General features: G+C 65.0%; 20 protein-coding genes. 6 read left to right on the plus strand and 14 right to left on the minus strand.

The window, feature by feature from the left end:
* Positions 1-280: 280 nt before the first annotated feature.
* Positions 281-1,354: an alpha/beta hydrolase family protein gene (locus tag QO014_RS04700; protein ID WP_266347460.1), complete on the minus strand. Its 1,074-nt coding sequence runs from the start codon at positions 1,352-1,354 to the stop codon at positions 281-283.
* Positions 1,355-1,515: 161 nt separating this feature from the next.
* Here QO014_RS04700 and QO014_RS04705 point away from each other — a divergent pair, with 161 nt between their 5' ends.
* Both QO014_RS04705 and QO014_RS04710 read left to right on the plus strand, forming a co-directional pair.
* On the plus strand, positions 1,516-2,622 hold the full coding sequence (locus QO014_RS04705; RefSeq protein WP_266347461.1) for a helix-turn-helix domain-containing protein: 1,107 nt from the start codon (positions 1,516-1,518) through the stop codon (positions 2,620-2,622).
* 281 nt (positions 2,623-2,903) lie between these two features.
* The gene (locus tag QO014_RS04710; RefSeq protein ID WP_266347462.1) at positions 2,904-4,730 is read left to right on the plus strand and encodes a glycoside hydrolase family 2 protein; all 1,827 of its coding nucleotides are present in this window, start codon (positions 2,904-2,906) and stop codon (positions 4,728-4,730) included.
* An 87-nt stretch (positions 4,731-4,817) separates the two neighbouring features.
* Here QO014_RS04710 and QO014_RS04715 read toward each other — a convergent pair whose 3' ends face one another.
* The 3 genes from QO014_RS04715 to QO014_RS04725 form a co-directional block, all read right to left on the minus strand.
* Positions 4,818-5,744, minus strand: a complete 927-nt coding sequence (locus tag QO014_RS04715) for a lysylphosphatidylglycerol synthase transmembrane domain-containing protein (protein WP_266347463.1) — start codon at positions 5,742-5,744, stop codon at positions 4,818-4,820.
* Between the two features lie 131 nt (positions 5,745-5,875).
* A complete protein-coding gene (locus tag QO014_RS04720) occupies positions 5,876-6,715 on the minus strand; it encodes an MBL fold metallo-hydrolase (protein ID WP_266347464.1) in 840 nt (279 codons plus the stop codon).
* Complete coding sequence (locus tag QO014_RS04725) at positions 6,708-7,517, minus strand: TatD family hydrolase (RefSeq protein ID WP_266347465.1); 810 nt, start codon at positions 7,515-7,517, stop codon at positions 6,708-6,710. The genes QO014_RS04720 and QO014_RS04725 overlap by 8 nt, the downstream gene beginning before the upstream one ends.
* Before the next feature lie 157 nt (positions 7,518-7,674).
* Here QO014_RS04725 and QO014_RS04730 point away from each other — a divergent pair, with 157 nt between their 5' ends.
* On the plus strand, positions 7,675-8,718 hold the full coding sequence (locus tag QO014_RS04730; protein ID WP_266347466.1) for a glycosyl transferase family 90: 1,044 nt from the start codon (positions 7,675-7,677) through the stop codon (positions 8,716-8,718).
* Positions 8,719-8,896: 178 nt separating this feature from the next.
* Here QO014_RS04730 and metG read toward each other — a convergent pair whose 3' ends face one another.
* From metG to QO014_RS04765, 7 genes are all read right to left on the minus strand, one after another.
* A complete protein-coding gene (metG, locus tag QO014_RS04735; protein ID WP_266347467.1) occupies positions 8,897-10,459 on the minus strand; it encodes a methionine--tRNA ligase in 1,563 nt (520 codons plus the stop codon).
* Positions 10,460-10,530: 71 nt separating this feature from the next.
* A complete protein-coding gene (locus QO014_RS04740) occupies positions 10,531-11,604 on the minus strand; it encodes a DNA polymerase III subunit delta' (protein ID WP_266347468.1) in 1,074 nt (357 codons plus the stop codon).
* Positions 11,605-11,613: 9 nt separating this feature from the next.
* The gene (gene tmk, locus QO014_RS04745; RefSeq protein WP_266347469.1) at positions 11,614-12,282 is read right to left on the minus strand and encodes a dTMP kinase; all 669 of its coding nucleotides are present in this window, start codon (positions 12,280-12,282) and stop codon (positions 11,614-11,616) included.
* A gap of 2 nt (positions 12,283-12,284) precedes the next feature.
* The gene (locus QO014_RS04750) at positions 12,285-13,463 is read right to left on the minus strand and encodes a D-alanyl-D-alanine carboxypeptidase family protein (protein WP_266347470.1); all 1,179 of its coding nucleotides are present in this window, start codon (positions 13,461-13,463) and stop codon (positions 12,285-12,287) included.
* Between the two features lie 105 nt (positions 13,464-13,568).
* Positions 13,569-14,840, minus strand: a complete 1,272-nt coding sequence (locus tag QO014_RS04755) for a septal ring lytic transglycosylase RlpA family protein (protein WP_307257566.1) — start codon at positions 14,838-14,840, stop codon at positions 13,569-13,571.
* Positions 14,841-15,365: 525 nt separating this feature from the next.
* Entirely contained in the window at positions 15,366-16,556 is a 1,191-nt protein-coding gene (locus QO014_RS04760; RefSeq protein WP_266347471.1) for a CaiB/BaiF CoA transferase family protein, read from the minus strand.
* The gene (locus tag QO014_RS04765; RefSeq protein ID WP_266347472.1) at positions 16,557-17,822 is read right to left on the minus strand and encodes an acyl-CoA dehydrogenase; all 1,266 of its coding nucleotides are present in this window, start codon (positions 17,820-17,822) and stop codon (positions 16,557-16,559) included. It abuts the gene before it with no gap.
* A gap of 67 nt (positions 17,823-17,889) precedes the next feature.
* On the opposite strand from QO014_RS04765, the gene gcvA reads away from it, so the two are divergent.
* From gcvA to QO014_RS04780, 3 genes are all read left to right on the plus strand, one after another.
* Complete coding sequence (gene gcvA, locus QO014_RS04770) at positions 17,890-18,837, plus strand: transcriptional regulator GcvA (RefSeq protein WP_266347473.1); 948 nt, start codon at positions 17,890-17,892, stop codon at positions 18,835-18,837.
* Between the two features lie 54 nt (positions 18,838-18,891).
* Positions 18,892-19,341 carry a MarR family winged helix-turn-helix transcriptional regulator gene (locus QO014_RS04775; protein WP_266347474.1) on the plus strand — a complete coding sequence of 150 codons (450 nt, stop codon included), beginning with the start codon at positions 18,892-18,894 and terminating at the stop codon, positions 19,339-19,341.
* 356 nt (positions 19,342-19,697) lie between these two features.
* The gene (locus QO014_RS04780) at positions 19,698-20,471 is read left to right on the plus strand and encodes a ferredoxin--NADP reductase (protein WP_266347475.1); all 774 of its coding nucleotides are present in this window, start codon (positions 19,698-19,700) and stop codon (positions 20,469-20,471) included.
* Positions 20,472-20,538: 67 nt separating this feature from the next.
* On the opposite strand, the gene QO014_RS04785 is transcribed toward QO014_RS04780, so the two are convergent.
* From QO014_RS04785 to QO014_RS04795, 3 genes are all read right to left on the minus strand, one after another.
* Positions 20,539-21,411, minus strand: a complete 873-nt coding sequence (locus QO014_RS04785; protein WP_266347476.1) for a UPF0280 family protein — start codon at positions 21,409-21,411, stop codon at positions 20,539-20,541.
* Between the two features lie 10 nt (positions 21,412-21,421).
* Complete coding sequence (locus QO014_RS04790) at positions 21,422-22,930, minus strand: 6-hydroxynicotinate reductase (protein WP_266347477.1); 1,509 nt, start codon at positions 22,928-22,930, stop codon at positions 21,422-21,424.
* A 165-nt stretch (positions 22,931-23,095) separates the two neighbouring features.
* A complete protein-coding gene (locus tag QO014_RS04795; RefSeq protein WP_266347478.1) occupies positions 23,096-23,449 on the minus strand; it encodes an ArsC family reductase in 354 nt (117 codons plus the stop codon).
* Positions 23,450-23,496: the final 47 nt, after the last annotated feature.

A 23,496-nucleotide genomic window follows, 5' to 3' on the forward strand; every position in this document is an offset into this window, starting at 1 on the left:
GGGCCGGTGTCCTTGCCAATCTCGGCGGCCAGCACAAATAAGTTCCATAATATATCTTATGCGAATTGCGGATCTATGGGTCAGGCAGTGCTCGTGGATTGGTGGCAGCGCCTGCCCTGCCTCATGCGGTGCCACGCCGCCTGCTCTATCGCTTGATCCGGGCTGCGCTTTGCCCGGATCAAGCACGCCGCGGCCTGTCGGCGGTCGCGGCATGATCCCGGCTGGCGGCTGTCCTTGATCACGCCATTCTGGCCGGAGCGGCTCGCTCAGGCGCCGGTCGTCACATGCCGGGCTTCAGCATGGTCGTGAACGCGCTCGTGATCAGGCCTGTCAGTTCGGCGTGGATATCGGCGCGCTGTCTGATCCCGCCGTCGTCGCAGACCGTGTCCGTATCGCCGACCGACTTCAGGAATGCGGCGCCGTCCGGCTGGCATAGCGCCAGGAAGCTAAAATGCACTGCGTCATCGACCTGCGCATACCGGCCCTGCGGCGTCAGGCTCGCCAGCGCGTCCGCCTTGACGGCGACCGGGATATTCGCCGGGCGACCGAGATTGATGAACTGCAGCGGGATCGCGATCTCCCTAAGGCTCCCTGCATCATAGGCCTGGGCAACCGACGGATCGACCAGCACGGCGGCACGGATACGCCGATCGAGATTGGACTGCTCGAAGCGGGCCTTGTCGATCATGCGCAGATCGAGCGCCGCTGTGGTCACGGGCGCCCCATCGACAAAGCCCTTGCCGCCGGCGAACCACGCGCAGTCCGGCATGGTCGGATAGGTATCGCAATAATGCGCATAGGCCTCGCGGTTCGCCCGCGCGCCGACAAGCTCCAGTGCTGTCGCGCCGCCCAGCGAAAAGCCGAGCACGCCGATGCGACCAGCCTCGACAGAGGCGCGCCATTCCGGCTCGGTCGTGAGCGCGGTCAGAACGTCCGACATGTCGCGCGTCCGCTCCCAGAGTTTCGGCGTATCGGCCGGCGTCGAGTCGCCGCTGGTCGTGCCTGGATGGTTCGGCCCCGCGACAACGAACCCGGCCTCGACGAGCGGTCGGGCGATCCAGCCCAGATCCCGGATCCGTCCGCCGGAGCCGTGCGAGACCAGGATGAGCGGGAAGGGACCGGGGAGAGCGGGGGCGTCGGCGAAGGCGGGGGCGCCCTGGAAGACCCTGCCCTCGCCCAACAGCGTCGTCTTGCCGCCAGCCGCGGCCGGGTACCAGACGGTAACGGCGAGGTTCTCGCCGCGCTCGGCCGAGGCGACTGCGATCGTGCGGACCCCGACGGCGTCGGCAGAAAGCGCCGGGGCGGCGGCGCCAGCAAGGAACATCAGCGATAGAGCAATGAGAAGAGGTTTCATGTTGGACTCTTGGGAGGCGGTGGACCGGAGGAGGTCGACTTGACCGCCCGTCCCTATTCCCTCGACCTCCCGTCGGCGTCCTCGATCGCGTTTCAGGTCGTCCCGGATCGCGATTCAGATCATGATGCCGGCTCGATCCAGTTACGGTCTGCGGAGCGATCTTGCTTTTCGTGCCTATCCCTTTCGTCGTCGCGCTTCTCCTTATCCTGCTGTTGATCGCGCTACTGCGCCGGGGCGACGAGGCGAGGGGAAGCCGGTCGTTCCTGGCGCTGATCGCGCTCTGCGCCATTCACTCGGTGATCGTCGGCTTGCGCTGGGGCTACGGCATCGCCGAATTGCGCTATCCGCTGCCTATTCTGGCGGCCTGCCTGCCTCCCCTCACCTTTGTGAGCTTCCGCAGCCTGGTCCGCGATGAACGCCCATCCGATCGCCCCGACTATGTGCTCTACGCCGCGCCACCCTTGCTGATCATCGGGCTGTTCTTCACCTGGCCGATCCTGATTGATCTCGTCCTGATCGTTCTCTTCATCGCTTATGCGATCGCGATCCTGGCGCTCGGCCGTTCGGGTCCCGATGCGCTTGATGAGGCACGGTTCGACGATGCGGTCGCGGCCTATCGTGCTTTGCGCATTGCCGCCGCTGCGCTCTGCATGTCGGCGCTGTTCGATCTCCTGGTGTTCATCGATTTCGAATGGACCAAGGGCACGAATGCGGCGGCACTGGTCAGCAATGCCAATCTCCTCGGCCTGCTGCTGATCGGCCTCACGGCCTCGGTCGCGGGGCGAAGCCGAGCCATGCCCGAGACGACGGCGCCCGAGCCGATCGTTCAGCCTCCTCCCGTACTCGACAGCGCCGCGGATCGCGACGTGCTCACCCGGATTGATGGCATGATGCGAGCCGAAGGCCTCTATCGCGACGCCAATCTCAACCTGTCGCGGCTGGCACGGCGCGCCGGAATGCCGGCCCGGCAGATCTCGGGTGCGGTCAATCGGCTGACCGGCTCGAACGTCTCGCAATATGTAAACGATTTCCGGATCGCCGAGGCCTGCCGGTTGCTGGCGGAGACGGATCACACCGTCACGACGATCATGTTCGAATCCGGCTTTCAGACCAAATCGAACTTCAACCGCGAATTCCGCCGCGTGACCGGCCTGGCGCCGGCTGCCTGGCGGGACGAGGCGAAGGTTCGCTCACGCGTCGGCCCCGCAGGCACACGCGAGGCGCGCCCGCCGCCGAGACAGAGTGCGGCGACCGGCGATGCGCGCTAATTGTGAACCCCGCGCGCGAACAATGCGGCGGAGCACCACAGGCGCGAGAATACAGGTCTTCTTCCGTCGCGCGGCCCCTGCGTCGAACTGGGAGCGGATTGACACGATGGCACACCATCTTATCATAATACCATAAGTCGGTACGACGCCGCGCCGGGAGGAGGCGAGGCACGGATTGCGTCGCCCTACCCTCGTTTTCACGCTCCGGCAATCGGATCGTCGAGAACGAGGTTCACATCGGCTTTTCGGCCTCAAACAAAATGCTCTCCAGGAGGAATGCCTTGGCCTATAGCGATCACCCGCGCCCGCAGCTCGAACGCACCGATTGGGTGTCTCTCGACGGGCCGTGGAATTTTGCCTTCGACGACAAAGCCCTGTGGCACGGTCCGTCGGAGCCCGATTTCGCGCTCACGATCAATGTTCCCTATGTGCCGGAGGCGCCGCGGAGCGGCCTTCATGACGAGGCATTTCATCCCGTCGTCTGGTATCGCCGCACCGTCGAGCTACCAGAGGGCCTCGCCCTCGATGACGCGCACGATGTGATCCTGCATTTCGGCGCGATCGACTATGAAAGCGACATCTGGATCAACGGCCAGCATGCCGCCCATCATGTCGGTGGCCACACGCCGGTGCGGGTAGGGCTGCGCGCCTATGGCGCCGGGCCAGACTTCGAGATCGTCGTACGAGCGGCCGATGATCCGCTCGACATGCACAAGCCGCGCGGCAAGCAGGATTGGCTGCGCGAGCCGCATGGCATCTGGTATCCGCGCACGACCGGCATCTGGCAGAGCGTCTGGCTCGAGCGAGTCGGAATCAGCCATATCGACCGCCTGCACTGGACGCCGGACTTTGCCCGCTTCGAGATCCGGCTCGATGCCCGCATCGCGAGGCCGCACGGTCACAAGCTCCGCGTCACGCTTTCCCATGCCGGCACGATGCTGGTCGCCGATGAATATGCCCTGACCGGCAAGGATACGGGGCGCGTCATCGCCCTCCCCGATCCGGGCATCGACGACGCCCGCGCCGACTTCGTTTGGTCGCCCGAGCATCCGCGCCTGCTCGACGCCGAGATCGAGCTGATCGACGCCGATGGCGCGGTGGTCGACAGCGTCCGGAGCTATACGGCGCTCAGGACTGTCGGCATCGCCAATGGCCGCTTCATCCTCAACGCACGGGACTATTTCCTGCGCCTCGTGCTCGACCAGGGCTATTGGCGCGAAGGCGTCATGACGGCCTCGGATGAGGAACTGCGCCGCGATGTCGAGCTCACCAAGTCGCTGGGCTTCAATGGCGTGCGCAAGCACCAGAAGATCGAGAATCCTCGGTTCCTCTATTGGGCCGATGTTCTCGGGCTGCTGGTCTGGGAGGAAATGCCGAGCGCCTATGCCTATTCGAACGAAGCGGTAACCCGCCTCGCCGCTGAATGGCAGGAAGCGATCGAGCGCGACTATTCGCATCCTTCGATCGTCGCCTGGGTGCCCTTCAACGAGTCCTGGGGCATTCCTGAGCTGCCGCGCGTGGCGGTGCAGCGAAGCTATCAGCAGGCGCTCTACCATCTGACCAAGACGCTCGATCCGAGCCGTCCCGTCAGTGGCAATGATGGCTGGGAGCAGATCGCGACCGACATCTTCGCCGTGCACGATTATCATCCGAGCGGCGACGTGCTCGATGGTCGCTACCGCGACGAGACGGTCTTCCGCAACACGCTGAAGACCTTCCGCTCGGCCGGCCGCGTGCTGGAGATCGACGGCCATCCCTGGGCCGGCCAGCCGGTCATGGTCACGGAATTTGGCGGCATCGCCTATTTCCTCGACCAGACGGCGGGCTGGGGCTACAGCCAGGCCAAGGACGCCGAGGACTTCCTCGAGCGCTATGCCGACGTGCTGCGCGGGGTGACCGATTCCGTGTTCATCGCCGGCTATTGCTATACGCAGCTGACCGACACCTATCAGGAACAGAACGGCGTCCTGACCATGGACCGCACGCCCAAGGCCGATGTGGCGCGTATCCGCGCGGCCAATCTCGGCGTTCCGCTCGAGCAGTTGCCGGCCGATCCGCTCGGCTACAATGCGCGCTGGCTGAAGAACCAGGCGCCGCGCAAGCCCTAGAACGGCGAAGGCGGCGGCCCGTCCCCCAACAGGGAGGGCGGCCACCTTTGATCAATCAGGGGGAGGGCAGGTTCCCTGCCCTCCCCGTCAGTCCTTCCGGCCGAGCTGCGTCTTCTCGAAGATGAGGACGACGACCAGCGACATGGCGAACGGGATCAGCAGGTAGAGAAGCCGGAACACGATCAGCGCGGCGAGCACGTCGTTCGGGTTCATTTCGGGCATGGCGGCCAGGAAGGTGACTTCCAGCACGCCGAGCCCGCCCGGCGCGTGCGAGAGCAGCGCCAGTGTGAACGAGGCCAGGAACACGCCGAGCACGATCAGATAGCCGGGATTGCTCTCGGCCGGCAGCGCGAAATAGATGATCGCAGCCGCGCTGGCGAGTTCGATCGGGCCGGCCAGCAATTGCCGCCCGACGATCGGCAGCCGCGGATACTGCAGGAAGAAGCGGCCGAACTGGCGCGGCGGAAAATGCAGCCAGGATCCGACGACATAGAGGATCACCAGGGCGAGCAAGGCGAGGCCGATCACGAAGGACACGGCGACGGGCACATCGACGAGGCGCTGGACCACCTCCGGCTCGATGATCAGCACGAACGCGCCCATCAGCGTCGTGCCGAGCGCGAAGGTGAACGAGCAGAAGACGATCAGGAGGCCGATCTCATGCGCCGTCAGCCCGCGCGTCGAATAGGCCCGATAGCGCACGACCGCGCCGGAAATGACCGAGGCGCCGATATTGTGCGAGAGCGCATAAGTGGTGAACGAACACAGCGTAACGAAGAGCCACGAAACCTTCTTGCCGAGATGCGCGATGGCGATCCGGTCATACCAGGCGAGCGCACCATAGGCAGCCAGCGTGGCGATGATGGCCAGAGCCCAATTATGCAGGCTGATCGCGTAGAGGCTGTCGGCGACGGCCGCAAACGAGATCCTTCGGAATTCGCGATAGAGAATATAGCAAGAGATGACAACCGCCCCGATCCCGAAGATCGACCAGGCAGCGTTACGAATCTTCATCAGGCGGGATCCCCTTCCCTCACGCCGACATCGAGCCGGACCGACACATGGCCGGAGCTTCGCATGTGAAGGCGGACTGAACCAGAGCCGCCGACAGCGAATTATTGCAAAATGTTACTAAGCGTGAACGCTCAAAGCGAGACATCGAGAACCATGCCGTCGAAAGCCGGCTCGACGTCGCCAGGAACCTTTGCCGCGAGCACCCGATAATCGAGGTCGCCATGCATGTGGGTGAGCACGGTCCGGCGGGGGCGCAGCCGCTCATGCCAGCCGAGCGTCTCGTCGACGCTGAAATGGCTCGGATGCGGCCGCCAGCGCAGCGCGTCGACGATCCAGAGCGAGAGCCCGTCGAGCTTTGGGACAGTCTCGGACGGCAGGGCGCTCACATCGCTAGAATAGGCGAAATCGCCGATCCGGAAGCCGAGACTGTCGATTTCGCCATGGATCTGGCGGAACGGCAGGATATCGAGCCGCCCGCCGGGGCCGTCGACGGAAAACGCCGTGCCGGGCTCGATCCGCACGCGCCCGAGAATCGGCGGATAGCTGCCGCCGGCCGGGGTGTGGAAGCAGTAGCCGAACGCCTCCTCGAGCCGTTCCTGCGTGAAATCGTCGGTGTAGACCGGCACCAGGCGGCGCGAATCGAGCCAGAACGAGCGCAGGTCGTCGATCCCGTGCGTGTGATCGGCATGGGGATGCGTGAACAGCACGGCGTCGAGCCGGTCGACGCGCGCGTCGAGCAATTGGTTGCGCATGTCGGGGCCGGTATCGACCAGCACGCGGGTCGGATAGGGGCTGTCATTGCGGAACCCGTCGATCAGGATCGACGAGCGGGTGCGACGGTTCTTCGGCTCCGACGGATCGCACGCGCCCCAGTCATTGCCGATGCGCGGCACGCCGGGCGACGCGCCACAACCGAGCACGGTGATCCTGAGCCGTTCGGCCCGTGGCGCGTTTTCGGCCGCCTCAGCCATGATGCGCGGGCTCCTGCGCATAGGCGCTCGCCGGAACCTTGCTGAACAGGCGGCGGAAATTGGCCGTGGTGATCGCGGCGATCTCATCGGGCGAGACGCCCTTGATCTCCGCCAGCACGCGGGCCGTCTCGCGCACGAAAGCCGGCTCGTTGCGCTGGCCGCGATGGGGCACGGGTGCGAGGTAGGGCGCGTCCGTCTCGACCAGCAGCCGATCCAGCGGCACATCCACCGCCACATCGCGGATGGACTGCGCGCTCTTGAAGGTCAGGATGCCCGAGAAGGAGACGTGGAGCCCGAGTTCAAGCCCGACACGGGCGAGTTCCGGCCCGGAGGAGAAGCAGTGCAATATGGCCGGAAAGGTCCCCTGCCCCATCTCGTCGCGCAGGATCTCGATCATGTCGGCGTCGGCGTCGCGCGCATGGATGACGAGCGGCAACTGGGTGATCCGCGCCGCCGCGATATGGCGCCGGAACCCGACAGCCTGTATCGCGCGATGCTCGGCGCCATAGAAATAGTCGAGCCCTGCCTCCCCGATCGCCACGACCTTCGGATGCGCGGCCAACGCGACGAGCTCATCCGTCGTGATGTCGGGCTCCTCATGCGCGCTGTTCGGATGGGTCCCGACCGAGCAGTAGATCTCGTCATGCGCCTCGGCCAGCGCACGAATGCGGTCGAACTGGCGGACGCGGGTCGAGATGGTCACCATGAGGTCGATGCCGGCCTCATGCGCCCGCTCGATCAGCGCGTCGCGATCGGCTTCGAACTCGGGAAAATCGAGATGGCAGTGGCTGTCGACGAGCATTGTTCTCTGGGGCTGGCATGGCGTTGAACGGGCGCTTGCACAAGGCGTGCCCGATGCTGTGAGTAAACGCTTCGACCGTCCCTGTCGACCGTTCTGGACAGTCTCGGGCAGAGGCCTCACACTGCTGCCCAAAGGACATCCTGTCCGGGATTCGGTCTTGAACCCAGTCGAACCTGCTCTCTTTTCCCTCGTGCCGCGGCCCCTCAAGGAAGAGGTCCTGCTCTGGCGGCTTGGCGACGCCCTCCCCACCATGGCGGAGACGACGCTGCGCCTTTCCTTCGCTCATGGCGCCGAACGCAGCCGGCATCGCTACCAGGTCGATTTCGAGCGTGTCGGCGACCGTCTCATCGTGATTCTCGACCGGCAGCGGCTCGCCCATGACCTGCCGCTCTATCAGATGATGTGGCGCCGGCTGCCGACCTTCGTCCGCCTGCTGTCGCGCGCGGCGCCGAACCTTCCACCGGTCGCGACCAACATTTCCGATGGCGGCGGCAACCAGCCGAACGAACTCGCCTTCTGCTCAGACGAAGAGCGCGCGATCCTGGTGCCCGATCCGGCCTTCATGACGCCGAGCATCTACGAGCCGTTCCGCGAACTGGCCGACAGCCGGCCAGACCGTTGGAACAAGCGCGAGGACACGCTGCTCTGGCGTGGTGCCGTGACCGGCCAGGGCCATACGACGACCGCGGCGATGGACATGGACGATCCGAGCCTGAAGCAGCGGGTCCGCCTCTGCCTGGCGTTGCGCGGCCTTTCCGATGTGGACGTCAAGCTGGTGGTAACCGGTCACGACCGCGGCGCGCACCAGGCGACGGATGCGCTGCGGGCGCACGGCATATTGGGCGAATTCGTGCCGCCTTCGCGCTGGATCGACGTCAAGTTCGCGATCGACATCGATGGATCGAGCAATAGCTGGGCGAACCTCTATACGCGCCTCTTGCTCGGCTGCTGCGTCCTCAAGGTCGCCTCCCCCGGCGGTTTCCGCCAGTGGTACTATGACGAGTTCGTGCCCTGGACCCACTATGTGCCCGTGGCCTCCGACCTCTCCGACATCGTCGAAAAGGTCGAATGGTGCCGCGCCCACGACCAGGCGTGCCGCGAAATCGCCGCCGCCGGCCAGGAATTCGCCTTGAGACGCACGCCGGAATCCGAAACAGTCGCCGCCGTGCAGAAGATCAATGATCTGCTGGCGGGGACGTAGGACAGATCAGGCTCAAGAATGTCGGCGGAACGGATGGCCTGCACGTCCGCACGCAACACGGTCGGTGTTGGCGATGGGTCCGCCGCCAAGGCAGCTCGGTCCGGTGCCTGATCCGACCGTGTGGATGCGCTGAGTGCCCTCCCCGCGAGCGGGGAGGGAATAGAACACGCCCCCTGCCCTAAGCTTCGGACGGCGTCGCCTCAGCCTCGACATAGCGCGGGAATACGCCGGCCGGCGTCGGCAGCTTTGTGCCGGGGACCAGCCTTCCAGCCGGTCCGAGCGCTGCGAACAGGCGGCCCTCCTCGCTGACGCCGAGCAGGTCGAGCAGCTTCGCCGACGAGTCCGGCATGGCGGGCTGGGCGAGGATCGCGATCTGGCGGATCAGTTCGGCCGTGACATAGAGCACGGTCGCCATGCGGTCCGGATCGGTCTTCCGGAGCTGCCACGGGGCATTGTTGGCGAAATAGCGGTTCGCGTCGGCAACGAGCCCCCAGACGGCGTTCAGCGCCTGATGGATCTGCTGGCCGTCAAAGGCGGCGCGGCAGATCGGCAGCAGGCCATCGGCGACGGCGAGGATCGCCTCGTCCTCGGCCGTCAGCGTGCCCGGCGACGGCAGCACGCCGTCGAGGTTCTTGCCGATCATCGAGAGCGAGCGCTGCGCCAGATTGCCGAGATCATTGGCGAGATCGGCATTGATGCGGTTGACGATCGCCTCATGGCTATAGTTACCGTCCTGGCCGAACGGCACCTCGCGCAGGAAGAAGAAGCGAACGGGATCGACGCCGTAATGCTCGACGAGCGAGAACGGATCGATGACGTTGCCGACCGATTTCGACATCTTCTCGCCCCTGTTGAACAGGAAGCCATGCGCGAAGACGCGCTTCGGCGGCTCCAGCCCGGCCGAGAAGAGGAAGGCGGGCCAGTAGACCGCGTGGAAGCGGACGATATCCTTACCGATCACATGCAGATCGGCCGGCCAATAGCGCTTGAACGAGGCGCTATCGACATCAGGATAGCCGACGCCGGTGATGTAGTTGGTCAGCGCATCGACCCAGACATACATCACATGCTTGGGATCGCCGGGCACCGGAATGCCCCAGTCGAATGTCGTGCGCGAGATCGAGAGGTCCTTGAGCCCGCCCTTGACGAAACTCACCACTTCGTTGCGGCGCTCATCCGGCCCTATGAAATCCGGGTTCGCCTCGAAATGGGCGAGCAGGCGATCCTGATAGGCGGAGAGGCGGAAGAAATAGCTCTCCTCCTCGACCCAGTCGACCGGGGTGCCCTGCGGGCCGTAGCGCACGCCATCGGGACGAACTTCCGTCTCGGATTCGGCGTAATAGGCCTCGTCCCGGACGGAATACCAGCCGGCATAGCTATCCTTGTAGATGTCGCCCGCCGCTTCCATGCGCCGCCAGATTTCCTGCGAGGCCGCATAATGGCGCGGCTCCGTCGTGCGGATGAAGTCGTCATTCGAGCAATTGAGCGCGGTCGTCATCGCCTGGAAGTGCGGCACGTTGCGATCGGCGAGTTCACGGGCGGTGATGCCCTCGCGCGCCGCCGTCTGCACCATCTTGATGCCGTGTTCGTCCGTTCCCGTGAGGAAGCGGACGTCAAACCCGTCGAGCCGCTTGAAGCGCGCCAGCGCATCGGTCGCCAGCATCTCATAGGCATGGCCGATATGAGGAACACCGTTCGGATAGGAAATTGCCGTAGTGATATAGAATTTGGGCGCCGTCATCGCCGTCCCGCCTTTCATTTGATCGCGACCAAGGGCTTACGAACCGGCCGAGGCCGGTCGTCAATCAAGCTTCACATTCGGGTCGCGCGGGCGAGCATGGCGAGTGACGTAAGCACGAATTGTTTGCGGTCGAGATTGAGACCCTCGACCTCGGCTGAAGAGTGGCGGACTTTCTCCCATACCTCCGCGAAGCGTGCAAGCGGCGTCGCCGCTATCGCGGCCGGCAGCACGGCTGCATCCGGCTCCGGCAGACCGCGCGCCCGGCGGCCGAGCCAGTCGAACATCAGATCCTGATAGTTCTGGAAGGCTTCGTCCGCCCCGCGCTGGGCGACGATATCGCCGAGCGCATGCGCGGCCGATGCGTCGAAGCGGGGGAACTGCGCCGTGACCCGCGCGAAGGCGCGCCCGATCGCGATGGCGTCATCGTCGAGAAAGCGGATCGCGCGGCGCAGGCTGCCCTCACCGGCCAGTGCGGCGAAACGCCTGACATCCGGCTCGGCATCGGTAAACTGCGCCAGCGCCCGCTCTATCCCCGCTGGCTCGAGGGGCGCGAGATCGAGTCGGCGGCAGCGAGAGCGGATCGTCGGCAGCAGGCGCCCCGGCGCATGGGAGAGCACCAGGAACAGCGAGCGCTTCGGCGGTTCTTCAAGAATCTTCAGCAAGGCATTGGCGGCATTGGCATTCATATCATCGGCCGAATCGATGATCGCGATCCGCCAGCCCGCCTCGCCCGCCGTCGAGCCGAAGAAGGGGATCGTCCGCCGGATCTCGTCGATCGTGAGGCTCGACATGTAGCGCTTGCCCTTTTCATCCCAGGGGCGCGCGAGCGTCAGCACATTGGGATGCGAGCGCGCCGCGATCTTGCGGGCGGCCGGCGCATCGGGCGCGATGGCGAGGCTGTCGACATCCGGCGCTCGCGCGGGATCGGGATGGGTGAGCGCAAAACGCACAAAGCGATAGGCGAGCGTCGCCTTGCCAATGCCGCGCGGCCCGCCAATCAGCCAGGCATGGTGCATGCGGCCACCCCGATAGGCCTCGACGAGAAGCCTCTCGACCCCGGCATCGCCATACCATTCGGCCTGCTCTTCGGGCGCCGGCCAGCCGTCGAGTTGATCGAGACGCGCAATATCCGCGGCTTCCGCCATGCTTCGTTCCTAACCCAGCCTGTCGGCAAAACGCTTGAGCACCACCTGCCAGACCGCTTCGGCGACCTCCTCCTCACTCCGATTGGCGTCGATCACGACACAGCGGTCGGGGTTCGCGGTCGCGATCGACAGGAAGACCTGCCGCCGGCGCTCGTGCCGCTCCACGGTTTCGCGTTCGAAACGGTCGGGCGCATCGCCATCGTCCCTCCGCCGCGCCGCGCGCGCCAAGCCAATCTCGACCGGCAGATCCAGCATGAGCGTCAGATCGGGTCTCACGCCGTCGATCGCAAGCGCCTCGAGGCCGTTGAGCAAGTCCGGGTCGACGCCATCGCCACCCTGATAGGCGCGGGTCGAATCGATGAAGCGATCGCACAGGACCCATTCGCCGCGCGCGAGCGCCGGGCCGATCACCCGGTCGACATGGTCGGCACGGGCAGCGGCGAACAGAACCATCTCGGCCTCTGGCCCGAGTGGCTCCGCAGCACCGGACAGGATGAAGGCGCGCACGCTTTCGGCGAGCGTCGTGCCGCCAGGCTCGCGCGTCAGCACCACGACGAGCCCCTTCTCGCGCAGGCGGGCTGCGAGCCGCTTGATCTGGGTCGATTTCCCGGCCCCTTCTCCCCCCTCGAAGGTGATGAAACGCCCTGCCCGCTCGATTCCGTCCAAGCCTGTCGCCATGTTCAAAGCCAGCCGATCAGCAATTGTGCGACCGCGTCGAGTGCGCGCTGGCGCATCGTGCCGGTGGCCACGTCCGCCGTGGTGAAGACCGGTTTCTCGACGGCGAGGTCGTCCCCGATCCAGACGCGCACGACGCCGACCTGCGTGTCGCGCTTGACCGGGGCGATCAGCGGCCCGGCATAGATGACCCGCGCACGCACCCGGTCGCGCGTGCCCCGCTGCAGCAGGATATCGAGCGGCTCCCGCGTCGCGAGCGCCACCGCACGGACAGCGCCGCCATAGACGCGCGCATCGGCGATCCGCGCGCCGCTGTCGAAGAAGCGGATGCGCTCGAAGGCCGTGCTGGACCAGTCGAGCAGCTTGCGGGCCTCGTCCGCCCTGTCCTTTTCGGTCGCGAGCCCGCTCACCACCAGAACGACCCGGTGTCCGTCGCGCACGGCCGACGCGGTCAGGCCGAAGCCGGAGGATTCCGTATAGCCGGTCGAGAGGCCGTCGACACCGAGATTGGCGCCGAGCAAGGGGTTGCGGTTGCGCTGGTAGATCCGGTTCCAGGTGAACTCCGGCTCGGCGTAGATCCTGTAATAGTCGGGATAGGACTGGATGAGATATTCGGCGATCGTCGCGAGATCGCGCGCATTCACCTTCTGCCGCGGGTCCGGCAATCCCGTCACATTGGCGAAGACCGAACCCGTCAGGCCGAGTGCGCTCGCCTTGTCGTTCATCCGCGTTACGAAGGCCCCTTCCGATCCTGCAATTCCTTCCGCCAGGATGATGCAGGCATCATTGCCCGCCTGGACGATCGCGCCCCGCAGGAGATCGGACACCGGGATCGAGGATTTGAGCGCGGCGAACATGGTCGCGCTGCCGGATGGCGCACCGCCGGTCCGCCAGGCATATTCACTGACCGGAAAGGACTGGTCCAGGGTGATCTGGCCGGCGCGGAGCGCATCGAAGACCACGGCCATGGTCATCATCTTCGCCATGGCGGCCGGCTCGAACAGCGCGTCATCCGCCTTGCGATAGAGCGTCACGCCGGAATCGAGGTCGATCAGGATCGCGTTGGTCGCCTTGCTGTCGAAGCCCTGCGCCTCCGCTGGCCCCGGCCGGGCCAGGCCGACCAGAAGCGCAATCGCGAGCAGAACGACAAACGACCGCAAAGGCGACGATCGAACCAACATCATGACGCCGTTCATTCGGACCAAGGGCGACTTATATCGCGCCGCCTCTGGTTAACAGGCAAGGCAACCGCAAGGCAACGCCGATGCAACGGTCAGCGCGCGTGTTGCTCAACGGGTGAGGATATAGGCCCCGGGGGCGCCAGCTTCGGCGACGACCGCCATGGCGTCCTTTTCACCGAGCGCCCGATCGGTCACCACGAGCTGGACCGATTCCATCGGCCGTCCACCGACGACGATGCTCGTGCCGGTGACACGGCCATAAGCGGCAAGGCGCTGCGAAATCGCGGCGACGTTGCTCTGGTCGGAGAAGACACCGACCTGGATGATGGTGAGATCGGCGCGCCGCTCGGCCGCGATCCGCGCGACGGCCTCGTTCAACGCCGACTGCAAATCGGGCCGTGCCGGAGCAATCGCCAATGCGTTGGCTGCTTCCTGGGCCGGCGTCAACGCGGCATCCGAAGCGTAGGAAGACCGGGCCGAAGCAACCTGCAGCGTCGGGGCGTAATAATACCCCTTTGCCGGAGCGACTGCGGCCGGTTCGATGCCTTCCGAACTGTAGGCCACGGGCTGCGACGTGGTGTAGGTGCCCAGCGTCCGCTCGCCATAGGTCGTGCCGAGGGCCGCATTGTCGGCAGCCTGCGTGCCGTAAACGGCGGCAGCCGGCGCGGCACTGGCCACCGCGACCTGACGGTTCGCCTCCGCGGCAGCGGCAACCTGGAAATGATAGGGATCGAAGGAAGCGTCGCCGACATAGGCCTCTTCCGGCCTCGCACGCGGCACGGGAGCGCTGGCCATGGCCACCACGGCACGCGGCGCCACCACGGGGGCAGCGGCCATCGCAACGGCGACGGTCGGCGTCGTGCGCGGCGCCTTCAGGCTGGCCAGCATTGTATCGCCGGAAACCGTGCTGCCCGGTCCGACATAGGTCGCCAGCAGCATCTGCTTGTCGTGGCCTTCCATGCGGGCGGGGCCGACATATTCGACCTTCACCTTGGCCGTGCCATGACCTTTGACCTCGAGCAATTCCGCGGTCCTCGACGACAGGTCGATCACGCGGTCACGCTCGAAGGGGCCGCGATCGTTGACGCGCACGACGACCGAGCTGCCATTGCGCAGATTGGTCACCCGGGCATAGCTCGGCAGCGGCATGGTGGGATGCGCGGCCGAGAGCATGTCCATGTCGTAGACTTCGCCATTGGCCGTCCGTCGACCATGGAAGGCGGAGCCATACCAGGACGCGTAGCCCACCGATTCATAGCGCGGATCATGAGCCGGCTTATAGACCCGACCCTTGACCGTATAGGCCTTGCCAACCATGTAGCGGCCGCCGCCCTGAGGCACTGGCTGGCCGTATTCGACGACCTTGGGGCTGGCTTTCACGCCATATTTGGATTCGGGAAAATACTCTTTGGAGCGGGTCTTCTTAGGCGGCGCAGTCGCGCATGACGCAAGCACCGACGCCGCCGCAATCATCGCAGCTGCCTTGAGCACCGTCCGACCCGTCGGTGCCTCCGAGTACAAAACACCCGGAAATGGCTTGGCTTTCGTCCCCATCCTGCCTCACTCGATACCAGCAACGGCGACGATTGTCGACTGACACCGTCCGCTGTTGTCCGAATTTCTAGCCTGACCGAAAATCCGCAGTCGGAGTCTGGAATCCTTCAGACGTTTCCGCAAGCCATTCAGCCCGCCGCGCATTACAGAACGATTAACAAAGTGTGGCGGAAATGCGTCGACGTTGATCCGGAAGGGGTTGAGGGCCGGTATGGTTAGCAAATCTTTCTATCTTGAAGCGCCTCCCGACCATGCAAAGCACGGCAAGGAGCTCAGTCGCTTCCAACCCTTGCGGCGGCATCTCGTCCGTTTGATCTCGATGTACCCTAGGCTCACGCCAGTGACGAGCCTTCATGTCTCTGAACCCCAGGGGCTGTGGCCGGACGCCAGTGCGGAGCGGATCGACCTGTCCGAGCTGCCGAGGTCCGGGCTGGCGGTTTCGGCGACGGCCGGCTCGCCGTCGAAGACGATCGGGGAGCGGACGGAGGGGACAGTCGAGCCGTCGTCCCGGGCGAGGGCGCGCGCCATGCCGCGATGGACGACCTGCGGATCGGCGAAGACGCCTTCGAGATCGTTGATGGGGCCGGCCGGGACGCCCGCCTGCTCCAGCGCCGCCAGCATGTCGGCGGAGGAGCGGTTCGCGATCGCCTCGGCGAGGATCGGGACCAGTTCGGAACGGTTGGCGACGCGGGCGGCATTGGTGGCGAAACGCGGATCGGCCGATAGCAGGTCGAGGCCGAGCATCGTGCAGATACGGCGGAACTGGCCGTCATTGCCGGAGGCGATGATGATGTCGCGATCGGCCGTGCGGAAGAGCTGGTAGGGCACGATGTTGGGATGGGCATTGCCGAGGCGATGCGGCGGCACGCCAGAGGCCAGATAGTTCATCGCCTGGTTGGCCAGCACGGCAACCTGCGTATCGAGCAACGCCATGTCGATATGGACGCCCGCCCCCGTATCGCGGCGCTGGTAGAGCGCGGCGACGATCGCGTTCGAGGCATAGAGGCCGGTGAAGATATCGGCATAGGCCACGCCAACCTTCTGCGGCTCGCCATCTGGCTCGCCTGTCAGGTCCATGATGCCGGCCATGCCCTGGATGATGAAATCATAGCCGGCGCGCGGCGCATAAGGCCCGTCCTGGCCGAAGCCGGTAATGGAGCAATAGACCAGGGCCGGATTGACGGCGCTGAGGCTCGCATAGTCGAGCCCGTATTTCTTCAGACCGCCAACCTTGTAGTTTTCGAGCACGACATCAGCCTCGGCGGCGAGCGCCAGGACCATGGCGTGATCCTCGGAATTGTCGAAATCGGCCGTGACCGAGCGCTTGCCGCGATTGGTCGAATGGAAATAGGCGGCGGTCTTGCCTGCCCCGTGCTCGCCCGGAATGAAGGGCGGTCCCCAGGCCCGCGTATCATCGCCGGCGCCGGGTCGCTCGACCTTGACGACATCGGCACCGAGATCGGCCAGGAGTTGGCCCGCCCAGGGTCCGGCGAGGACACGGGCGAGTTCCAGAACGCGAACACCCTTGAGCGGCTTCATCATTCAGAACGCCGCTATGCCGGTGATGGCGCGCCCAATGATCAGCGCGTGGACATCATGCGTGCCCTCATAGGTGTTGACCGTCTCGAGGTTCACCATGTGGCGCATGACGGGGAATTCTTCAGAAATGCCGTTGCCGCCATGCATGTCGCGCGCGGCGCGCGCAATATCGAGCGCCTTGCCGCAATTGTTGCGCTTGACGATCGAGATCATCTCGGGCGCCAGCTTGCCCTCGTCGAAGAGACGCCCGACGCGCAGCGCCGCCTGCAGGCCGAGCGCGATCTCCGTCTCCATGTCGGCGAGCTTCTTCTGCACCAATTGCGTCGCGGCGAGCGGCCGGCCGAATTGCTTGCGATCGAGCGTATATTGCCGCGCGGCGTGAAAGCAGGCCTCGGCCGCGCCCATTGCGCCCCATGAAATGCCGAATCGGGCGCGGTTCAGGCAGCCGAACGGACCCTTGAGCCCGGAGACATCGGGGAGCAACGCGTCTTCCGGCACGACGACGCCGTCCATGACGATCTCGCCGGTGATCGAAGCGCGCAGCGAAAGCTTGCCCTTGATCTTCGGCGCCGTCAGCCCGGCCATTCCCTTCTCCAGGACGAAGCCACGGATCGCGCCGTCATGCGCATCAGATTTCGCCCAGACGACGAAGACATCGGCGATCGGCGCGTTGGAAATCCACGTCTTGGAGCCCGTCAGGCGGTAGCCGTCTGCGACCTTCTCGGCCCTGGTCAGCATGCCGCCGGGGTCGGAGCCAGCATCCGGCTCGGTCAGGCCAAAACAGCCGACCCATTCTCCGGTCGCAAGCTTCGGCAGGTATTTCTTCTTCTGCGCTTCCGAGCCATAAGCGAGGATCGGGTACATCACGAGAGACGACTGCACGCTCATCATCGAGCGATAGCCGCTATCGACGCGCTCGACCTCTCGCGCCACCAGGCCATAGGCGACATAGGAGGCACCGGCGCAGCCATATTCCTCCGGCACCGTGACACCGAGCAGGCCCAGTTCACCGAGTTCGTTGAAGATGGCGCGGTCGGTGTGCTCGTCGGCAAAGGCCTCGATCACGCGAGGCTGGAGCTTCTCCTGGGCATAATCGCGGGCGGTGTCCCGGATCATGCGCTCCTCCTCGGTCAACTGGTCGTCGAGCAGGAATGCATCATCCCATTGGAATTTCTGGTAGCCGGCCAAGTCATCCTCCAGCGGAAGCCCGATATCGTTGGCGTCGATCTTGATCCGTTCGAGACGGGTTCGCAAACGATGATCGCTCATGAGTTGATGAGCTTTCGTCATGAACCAGGCTTGACGGGGCTCGGGCGCGGGACGAGGAATGAGCGCCATGGAGTCCATGCTCGCCCGCCGTTTCCTGCCGCCGTTCGCCGCGCTCGTCGCCTTCGAGGCGGCGGCCCGCCATGGCAGCTTCACCAAGGCGGCCGATGAACTCGACTTGACCCAGGGCGCGATCAGCCGGCAGGTCAAGCTTCTGGAGGATCAACTCGGCCTTGCCCTTTTTGTCCGCGTCCGGCAACGCGTCGCGCTCACCGATGCCGGCGCGTTCTATGCCGGAGAGATCCGCCAGATCCTGCAGAAATTCGTCTCGGCGACGGCCAATGTGATCGCCTATCGCGGTCGGGGCGGGCTGCTCTCGATCGCGACGCTGCCGACATTTGGTACGCGATGGCTGGTGCCACGCATTGGCCGCTTCATCGCGCGCCACCCGCAGGTCGAGATCAGCTTTTCAACGCGCGTGCGACCGTTCGATTTCGCGACCGAGCCCGTCGACGCGGCAATCCATTTCGGGGCCGAAGACTGGCCGGGCACCACCATGCACCGTCTGATGGGCGAGACACTGGTCGTTGCCGCATCGCCGGCCTTCATCCGCCAGCACGCAGTCGAACGGCCCGGCGATCTCGCCCGGTTGCCGCTCCTGGTTCAGGCGACCCGGCCGACGGCCTGGGAAGATTATGCCCAACTCGCTCAGATTCCAGATCTTGCGGGTCCCCGGCTTCATTTCGAGCAATTTGCCCTCGTCCTGCAGGCGGCCGTCGCCTCGATCGGCGTGGCGCTGGTGCCGCATTTTCTCGTGCGGCCGGAACTGGAAGCCGGCAGCCTCGACGTGCTGTTCGATGTCCGGCTGGAGACCGAGAAGGGCTACTATCTCGTCTATCCCGAAGGACGCGACCGCCTGCCGGCGCTAGCCGATTTCCGCGACTGGCTGATCGAGGTGGCCGGTTCAGAAGCCCTGCCCGGTCCGCCTTCATTGACGGCAGAGGCGCCGACCGCATAGTTGTTTGTATACAAACGGCGATGGCAGATCGATGCACAGGGCGGGGAGCACGTCATGACGGATCCGGCGACGATCGGACACGAAGCGAACGCCGCCGATTACGTGCTCGACGATCAGGTCGGCTTCATCCTGCGCCAGGTGTCGCAGCGCCATTCGGTGCTCTTCTTGGATCGCTTCGGCGATGTGCTGACGCCGACGCAGTGGGCGTCGATGATCAAGCTCCATGAGCGCGGTCCGCTCTCGCAGAACCTGCTCGGCCGCATGACCGCCATGGACGTCGCAACGATCAAGGGCGTCATTGACCGGCTGACCGCGCGCGGGCTGACGGAAGTGCGCCCCGACGAGACGGATGGACGCCGACGGCTGGTGGCGCTGACGGCGGAGGGACACGATCTCGTGTCGGCATGCCTGCCGCTCGCCTCGGCCGTCACCGAGGATACGCTGGCGCCGCTCAGCAAGGGCGAGCGCGCAAGCCTCCTCGCTTTGCTCAAGAAGCTCCGCTGACGGGTCTGCCATGCGGAAATGGCGGGGTTCCGCCAATTGACAAGATCCGGCCGCGCTGCAATATTGTTAGCATACAAATGAATAGCGCGCGCCAGGCGAGTCATTCTCCAGAGTATCGGCGAATGACGTTTCAATCTTCGGGCTGAAACGGAAAAATGATACCTGGCATTTGACTCCGCTTTGCGGAAAAACGCCACGCAGATGAATTGTGACGATGGCCTGATGGATGTCGCATGCGAGGGCAAGCCGATCGGATCGGCAGCCTCCGGCGAATATCGGCCAAACTGCTTCAACCCGCCGGCCACGAACGTCCGTTGGCCGGCTTATTGATATCCTCTCGGATCAAAGCCGCGGTCATGAGCAATTTCTACGAAGAAACCGTTCTCAGCGTCCATCACTGGACCGACACGCTCTTCAGTTTCACGACGACGCGCGACCCGACGTTCCGCTTCAAGAACGGCCAGTTCACGATGATCGGCATCAAGGTGAACGAGAAGCCGCTGTTGCGCGCCTATAGCGTCGTCAGCACGAACTATGACGACAATCTCGAATTCTTCTCGATCAAGGTCCCGGACGGTCCGCTGACCTCGAAGCTGCAGAATTTGAAGGTCGGCGATCCGCTCATCGTCGGCAAGAAGGCGACCGGCACGCTCGTCCTCGACAATCTGAAGGACGGCAAGCACCTTTATCTGCTCGGCACCGGCACGGGCCTCGCGCCCTTCCTCTCGATCATCCGCGATCCCGAGACCTATGAGCGCTACGAGAAGGTCGTGCTCGTCCATGGCTGCCGACAGATCTCCGAGCTCGCCTATGGCGAGAAGATCACCAAGGATCTGCCGGAAGACGAATTCCTCGGCGACATGATCCGCGAGCAGCTGATCTACTACCCGACGGTCACGCGCGAGCCTTTCCGCAATCGCGGCCGCATCACCGACCTGATGACCTCGGGCAAGCTCTACGAGGATGTCGGCCTGCCGCCGATGAACGGCGCCGACGACCGTTTCATGCTCTGCGGCAGCCCGCAAATGCTGGTCGATCTCAAGGCGATTTTCCTCGAGAACAACCTTGTTGAAGGCAATCACGGCGAACCGGGCGACTTCGTCATCGAACGCGCCTTCGTCGAGCGGTAGGCCGTTCCCCTCTCAGGTTCACGATTGCGTCATTGCCAGGCCCCGCCCGGCAATGACGGCAGCCGGCTCATGCCGAGGATCTTTGGAGCAACGCTCCTTGCCCCTCCGCCACGCGTGTAGAGCCCTGGAGATGCAGCGCCGCCGACACGATCAGGCCGCGAGCCTGCAACTGGCCGGCCATGGCGACACCGCGCCTCAGCGCTTCCTCGACATCGCTGTCCGCTAGTCTGCCGACATCGCGCGTCACCAGCCGGGCTCCGAGATCGCTGTCGGGCTGAATGTCCGTGCCCGGTTCCCGAATGATCGCCGGATGATCCGGCAGGTCGACCGCATTGGCGATGACGGTTGCGGCCGCGTCGGCCATGGCTGCACTCGCGGCGAGCACCGTCACCGCGTCGGCTATGCCGAGCGAGAAGCTGCGGCCCCGACGGCCGCTGGTCGCGATGCCGCGGATGGGATCCGCCTCCGAAATCTCCGTCGTTCCAAAGAGGCCCGGACGGTCCGGCCGATCGACGAGGCCGATACGGAAGCGCTCGCCGGGCGCGAGATGCAGCGCGATGTCGCCGCCATTATTGACGAAGGCACGGTCGAGCCGGGCGCCATCCAGCATCGCGCCGAGGATTTCCTCGGCCACGGCACCTGCCACGGCCGCCATCGGCGTGATGAAGATGTCGGCTGCGAAAGGCATGACAGCTGCCAGCATGCGCCGCGCGACGACGCCGTTCGGTGGCAGATGGCTGGGACCCGCCGGCGCGCGCAGCATGAGGAGTTCGTCGCAGAGCTCCTGCAACAGGCCATCGAAACGGCGGACCGCACCGGCATAAGCTGCAGCGACGGCCGTATCGGTCCCGAAGGCGCCAATTACCAAGTCGATCGGCCCCTGCTGCAGGTGCAGCCGTCGCCCATCTGGCAGCATGCGCGCGACGGGCGGATCGAACATGGCAGTTGCCTCAGCCGATCGCGTGCCGGAGGCCGCCCGGCTGCATTGGCCATGGATTGTCGCGATGGGGCACGACGCTGCGACGGCCCTCCCCGGTCAGGCTCGAGAGTGGGCGCACGCAGTCCATATAGCCGCCCAGCGCCTCATAGTCGGAGAGCTTGAGCGTGAATTCGATCGGCGCCACCAATGCGGGCGTCGGCACATAGCCGAAGGCGTTTTCCGGCAGGCGCGTCACGTCGACCATGAAGGTGATGCCGCCGCCGGGCCAGACGTAGACTGGCGCGCCGCCGCATGTGACGGATGTCAGCGCGTCCTTGACCGAGCGGGTCAGGCGAACGGGATTATCCGTCACACCGGCCCGCAGCGAACCGCCGGCGCCAGCCATGAAGAGAACTGTGGAAAGCGCGGGCTCGCAATTCTCCGCGATGCGCTCGACGGCGCTGACCAGCACGTCCGGCATCTCGACCTGGACCGGCCGAAGATCGTCGTCGAGCTGATAATAGGCCGAATGCTCGCCCGTCGTGGAGGTCATCAGCAGCCTGAGGCCCGGATAGGCGACCTTGGGATCGAACGGCCCGAGGATCGAGAGAGGATCGTCGATATCCGTGCCGCCCCATCCGGTCCCCGGCTGTGCGACCTGGAAATAGCGCCCCGGCGTCGAGCGGCGGCCTTTCAGCTTAATGCCCGTATCGGGAATGCCGAGCAGCTTGCCCGCCTGGTGTTCCGACAGGACGCCGGTGATGTGATCGTCGACGACGACGACCTCGTCGGCCTTGCCGAGCCATTGCTTGGCGAAGATGCCGATGGTGGCCGAACCGCAGCCGACACGCATGCGCGTCTCGGTCTGGCCGTTCACGATCGGCGGCTTGCCGGCTTCCACGATCAGCGTCGCGCCGCCATCGATCGTCATCTCGACGGCCTTGCCGTTGCAGAGTTCGAGCAACGCGTCACAGGTGACGCGACCCTCTTTCTTCGAGCCGCCGGTCAGATGGTGCACGCCGCCGAGCGACAGCATCTGCGAGCCGTATTCGCCGGTGGTGACATGGCCGATCGCCTCGCCCGCCACGCGCACCAGGCTCGTCTCCGGCCCGACGAAGCGGTCGGTATCGATCTTCACCTTGACGCCGCAATAGCTGAAGATGCCCTCGGTCACGACCGTGACCATGTCGACGCCATCAACCTCCGACGAGACGATGAACGGCGCGGGCTTATAGTCGGGATAGGTCGTGCCGGCACCAATCGCGGTGACGAAGGTGTTGCCCTCACGCACGACGCTGCCATCCCAGGCGCCCGAGCGGGCGAAGGGAACGAGTTCGCCGCCCTGCTCCAGCGTGCGCTCCAGCAGCACATGCGGATCGACCCGGACGAGCGCGCCATCGGCGTTGGCGTAGCGATCACAGGCGCCCGTGGCACCCGGCCGGATGTAACACATCACCGGACAGGCATCGCAGCGGATCTTGTCGTCCTTGGCCGGCATGGCCTCGGAAGCGAGAGGCGCGGCTTCGTCACGCAGAGACATGGCGACCCCATCAATGGCTGCCGGCCCCTGCCCACTCCGCGCTTTGGCGACGCTCAGGCTGGCCCGGTCAGGCCGGAGGAACTGCTCGGGAAACTCATTTGTATACTAACATTATTCCAATGAAGGGAAACCGCTGTCAAGCCGTGAGGCGCGGCGGTTTCGGGATCACGGCGCCAGCGCCTCCGCATAACTCTCCGGCTTGAACCCGACGAGAAGCCGACCGTCGCCGAGATCGAGCACCGGCCGCTTGATCATCGAGGGCTGGGCCAGCATCAGTCCGATCGCCTTCTCCGTGTCGAGATCCTGTTTCGCCTCATCCGGCAATTTTCGAAACGTCGTGCCGACGCGGTTGAGAACTGTTTCCCAGCCGAATGTGGCGACCCATTGGTCGAGATGCGCACGGTCGATGCCCTCGGCCTTGTAGTCGTGGAACGCATAGGCCACGCCATGCTCGTCCAGCCAGAGCCGGGCTTTCTTCATCGTGTCGCAGTTCTTGATGCCATAGATCGTGATGGTCACGCTGGTCCTCGAAAATGAGCGGTACTGGCCGACAGTCTCCTGGCTCA

The organism is Kaistia dalseonensis, assembly GCF_030814715.1.
Lineage (GTDB): Bacteria > Pseudomonadota > Alphaproteobacteria > Rhizobiales > Kaistiaceae > Kaistia > Kaistia dalseonensis.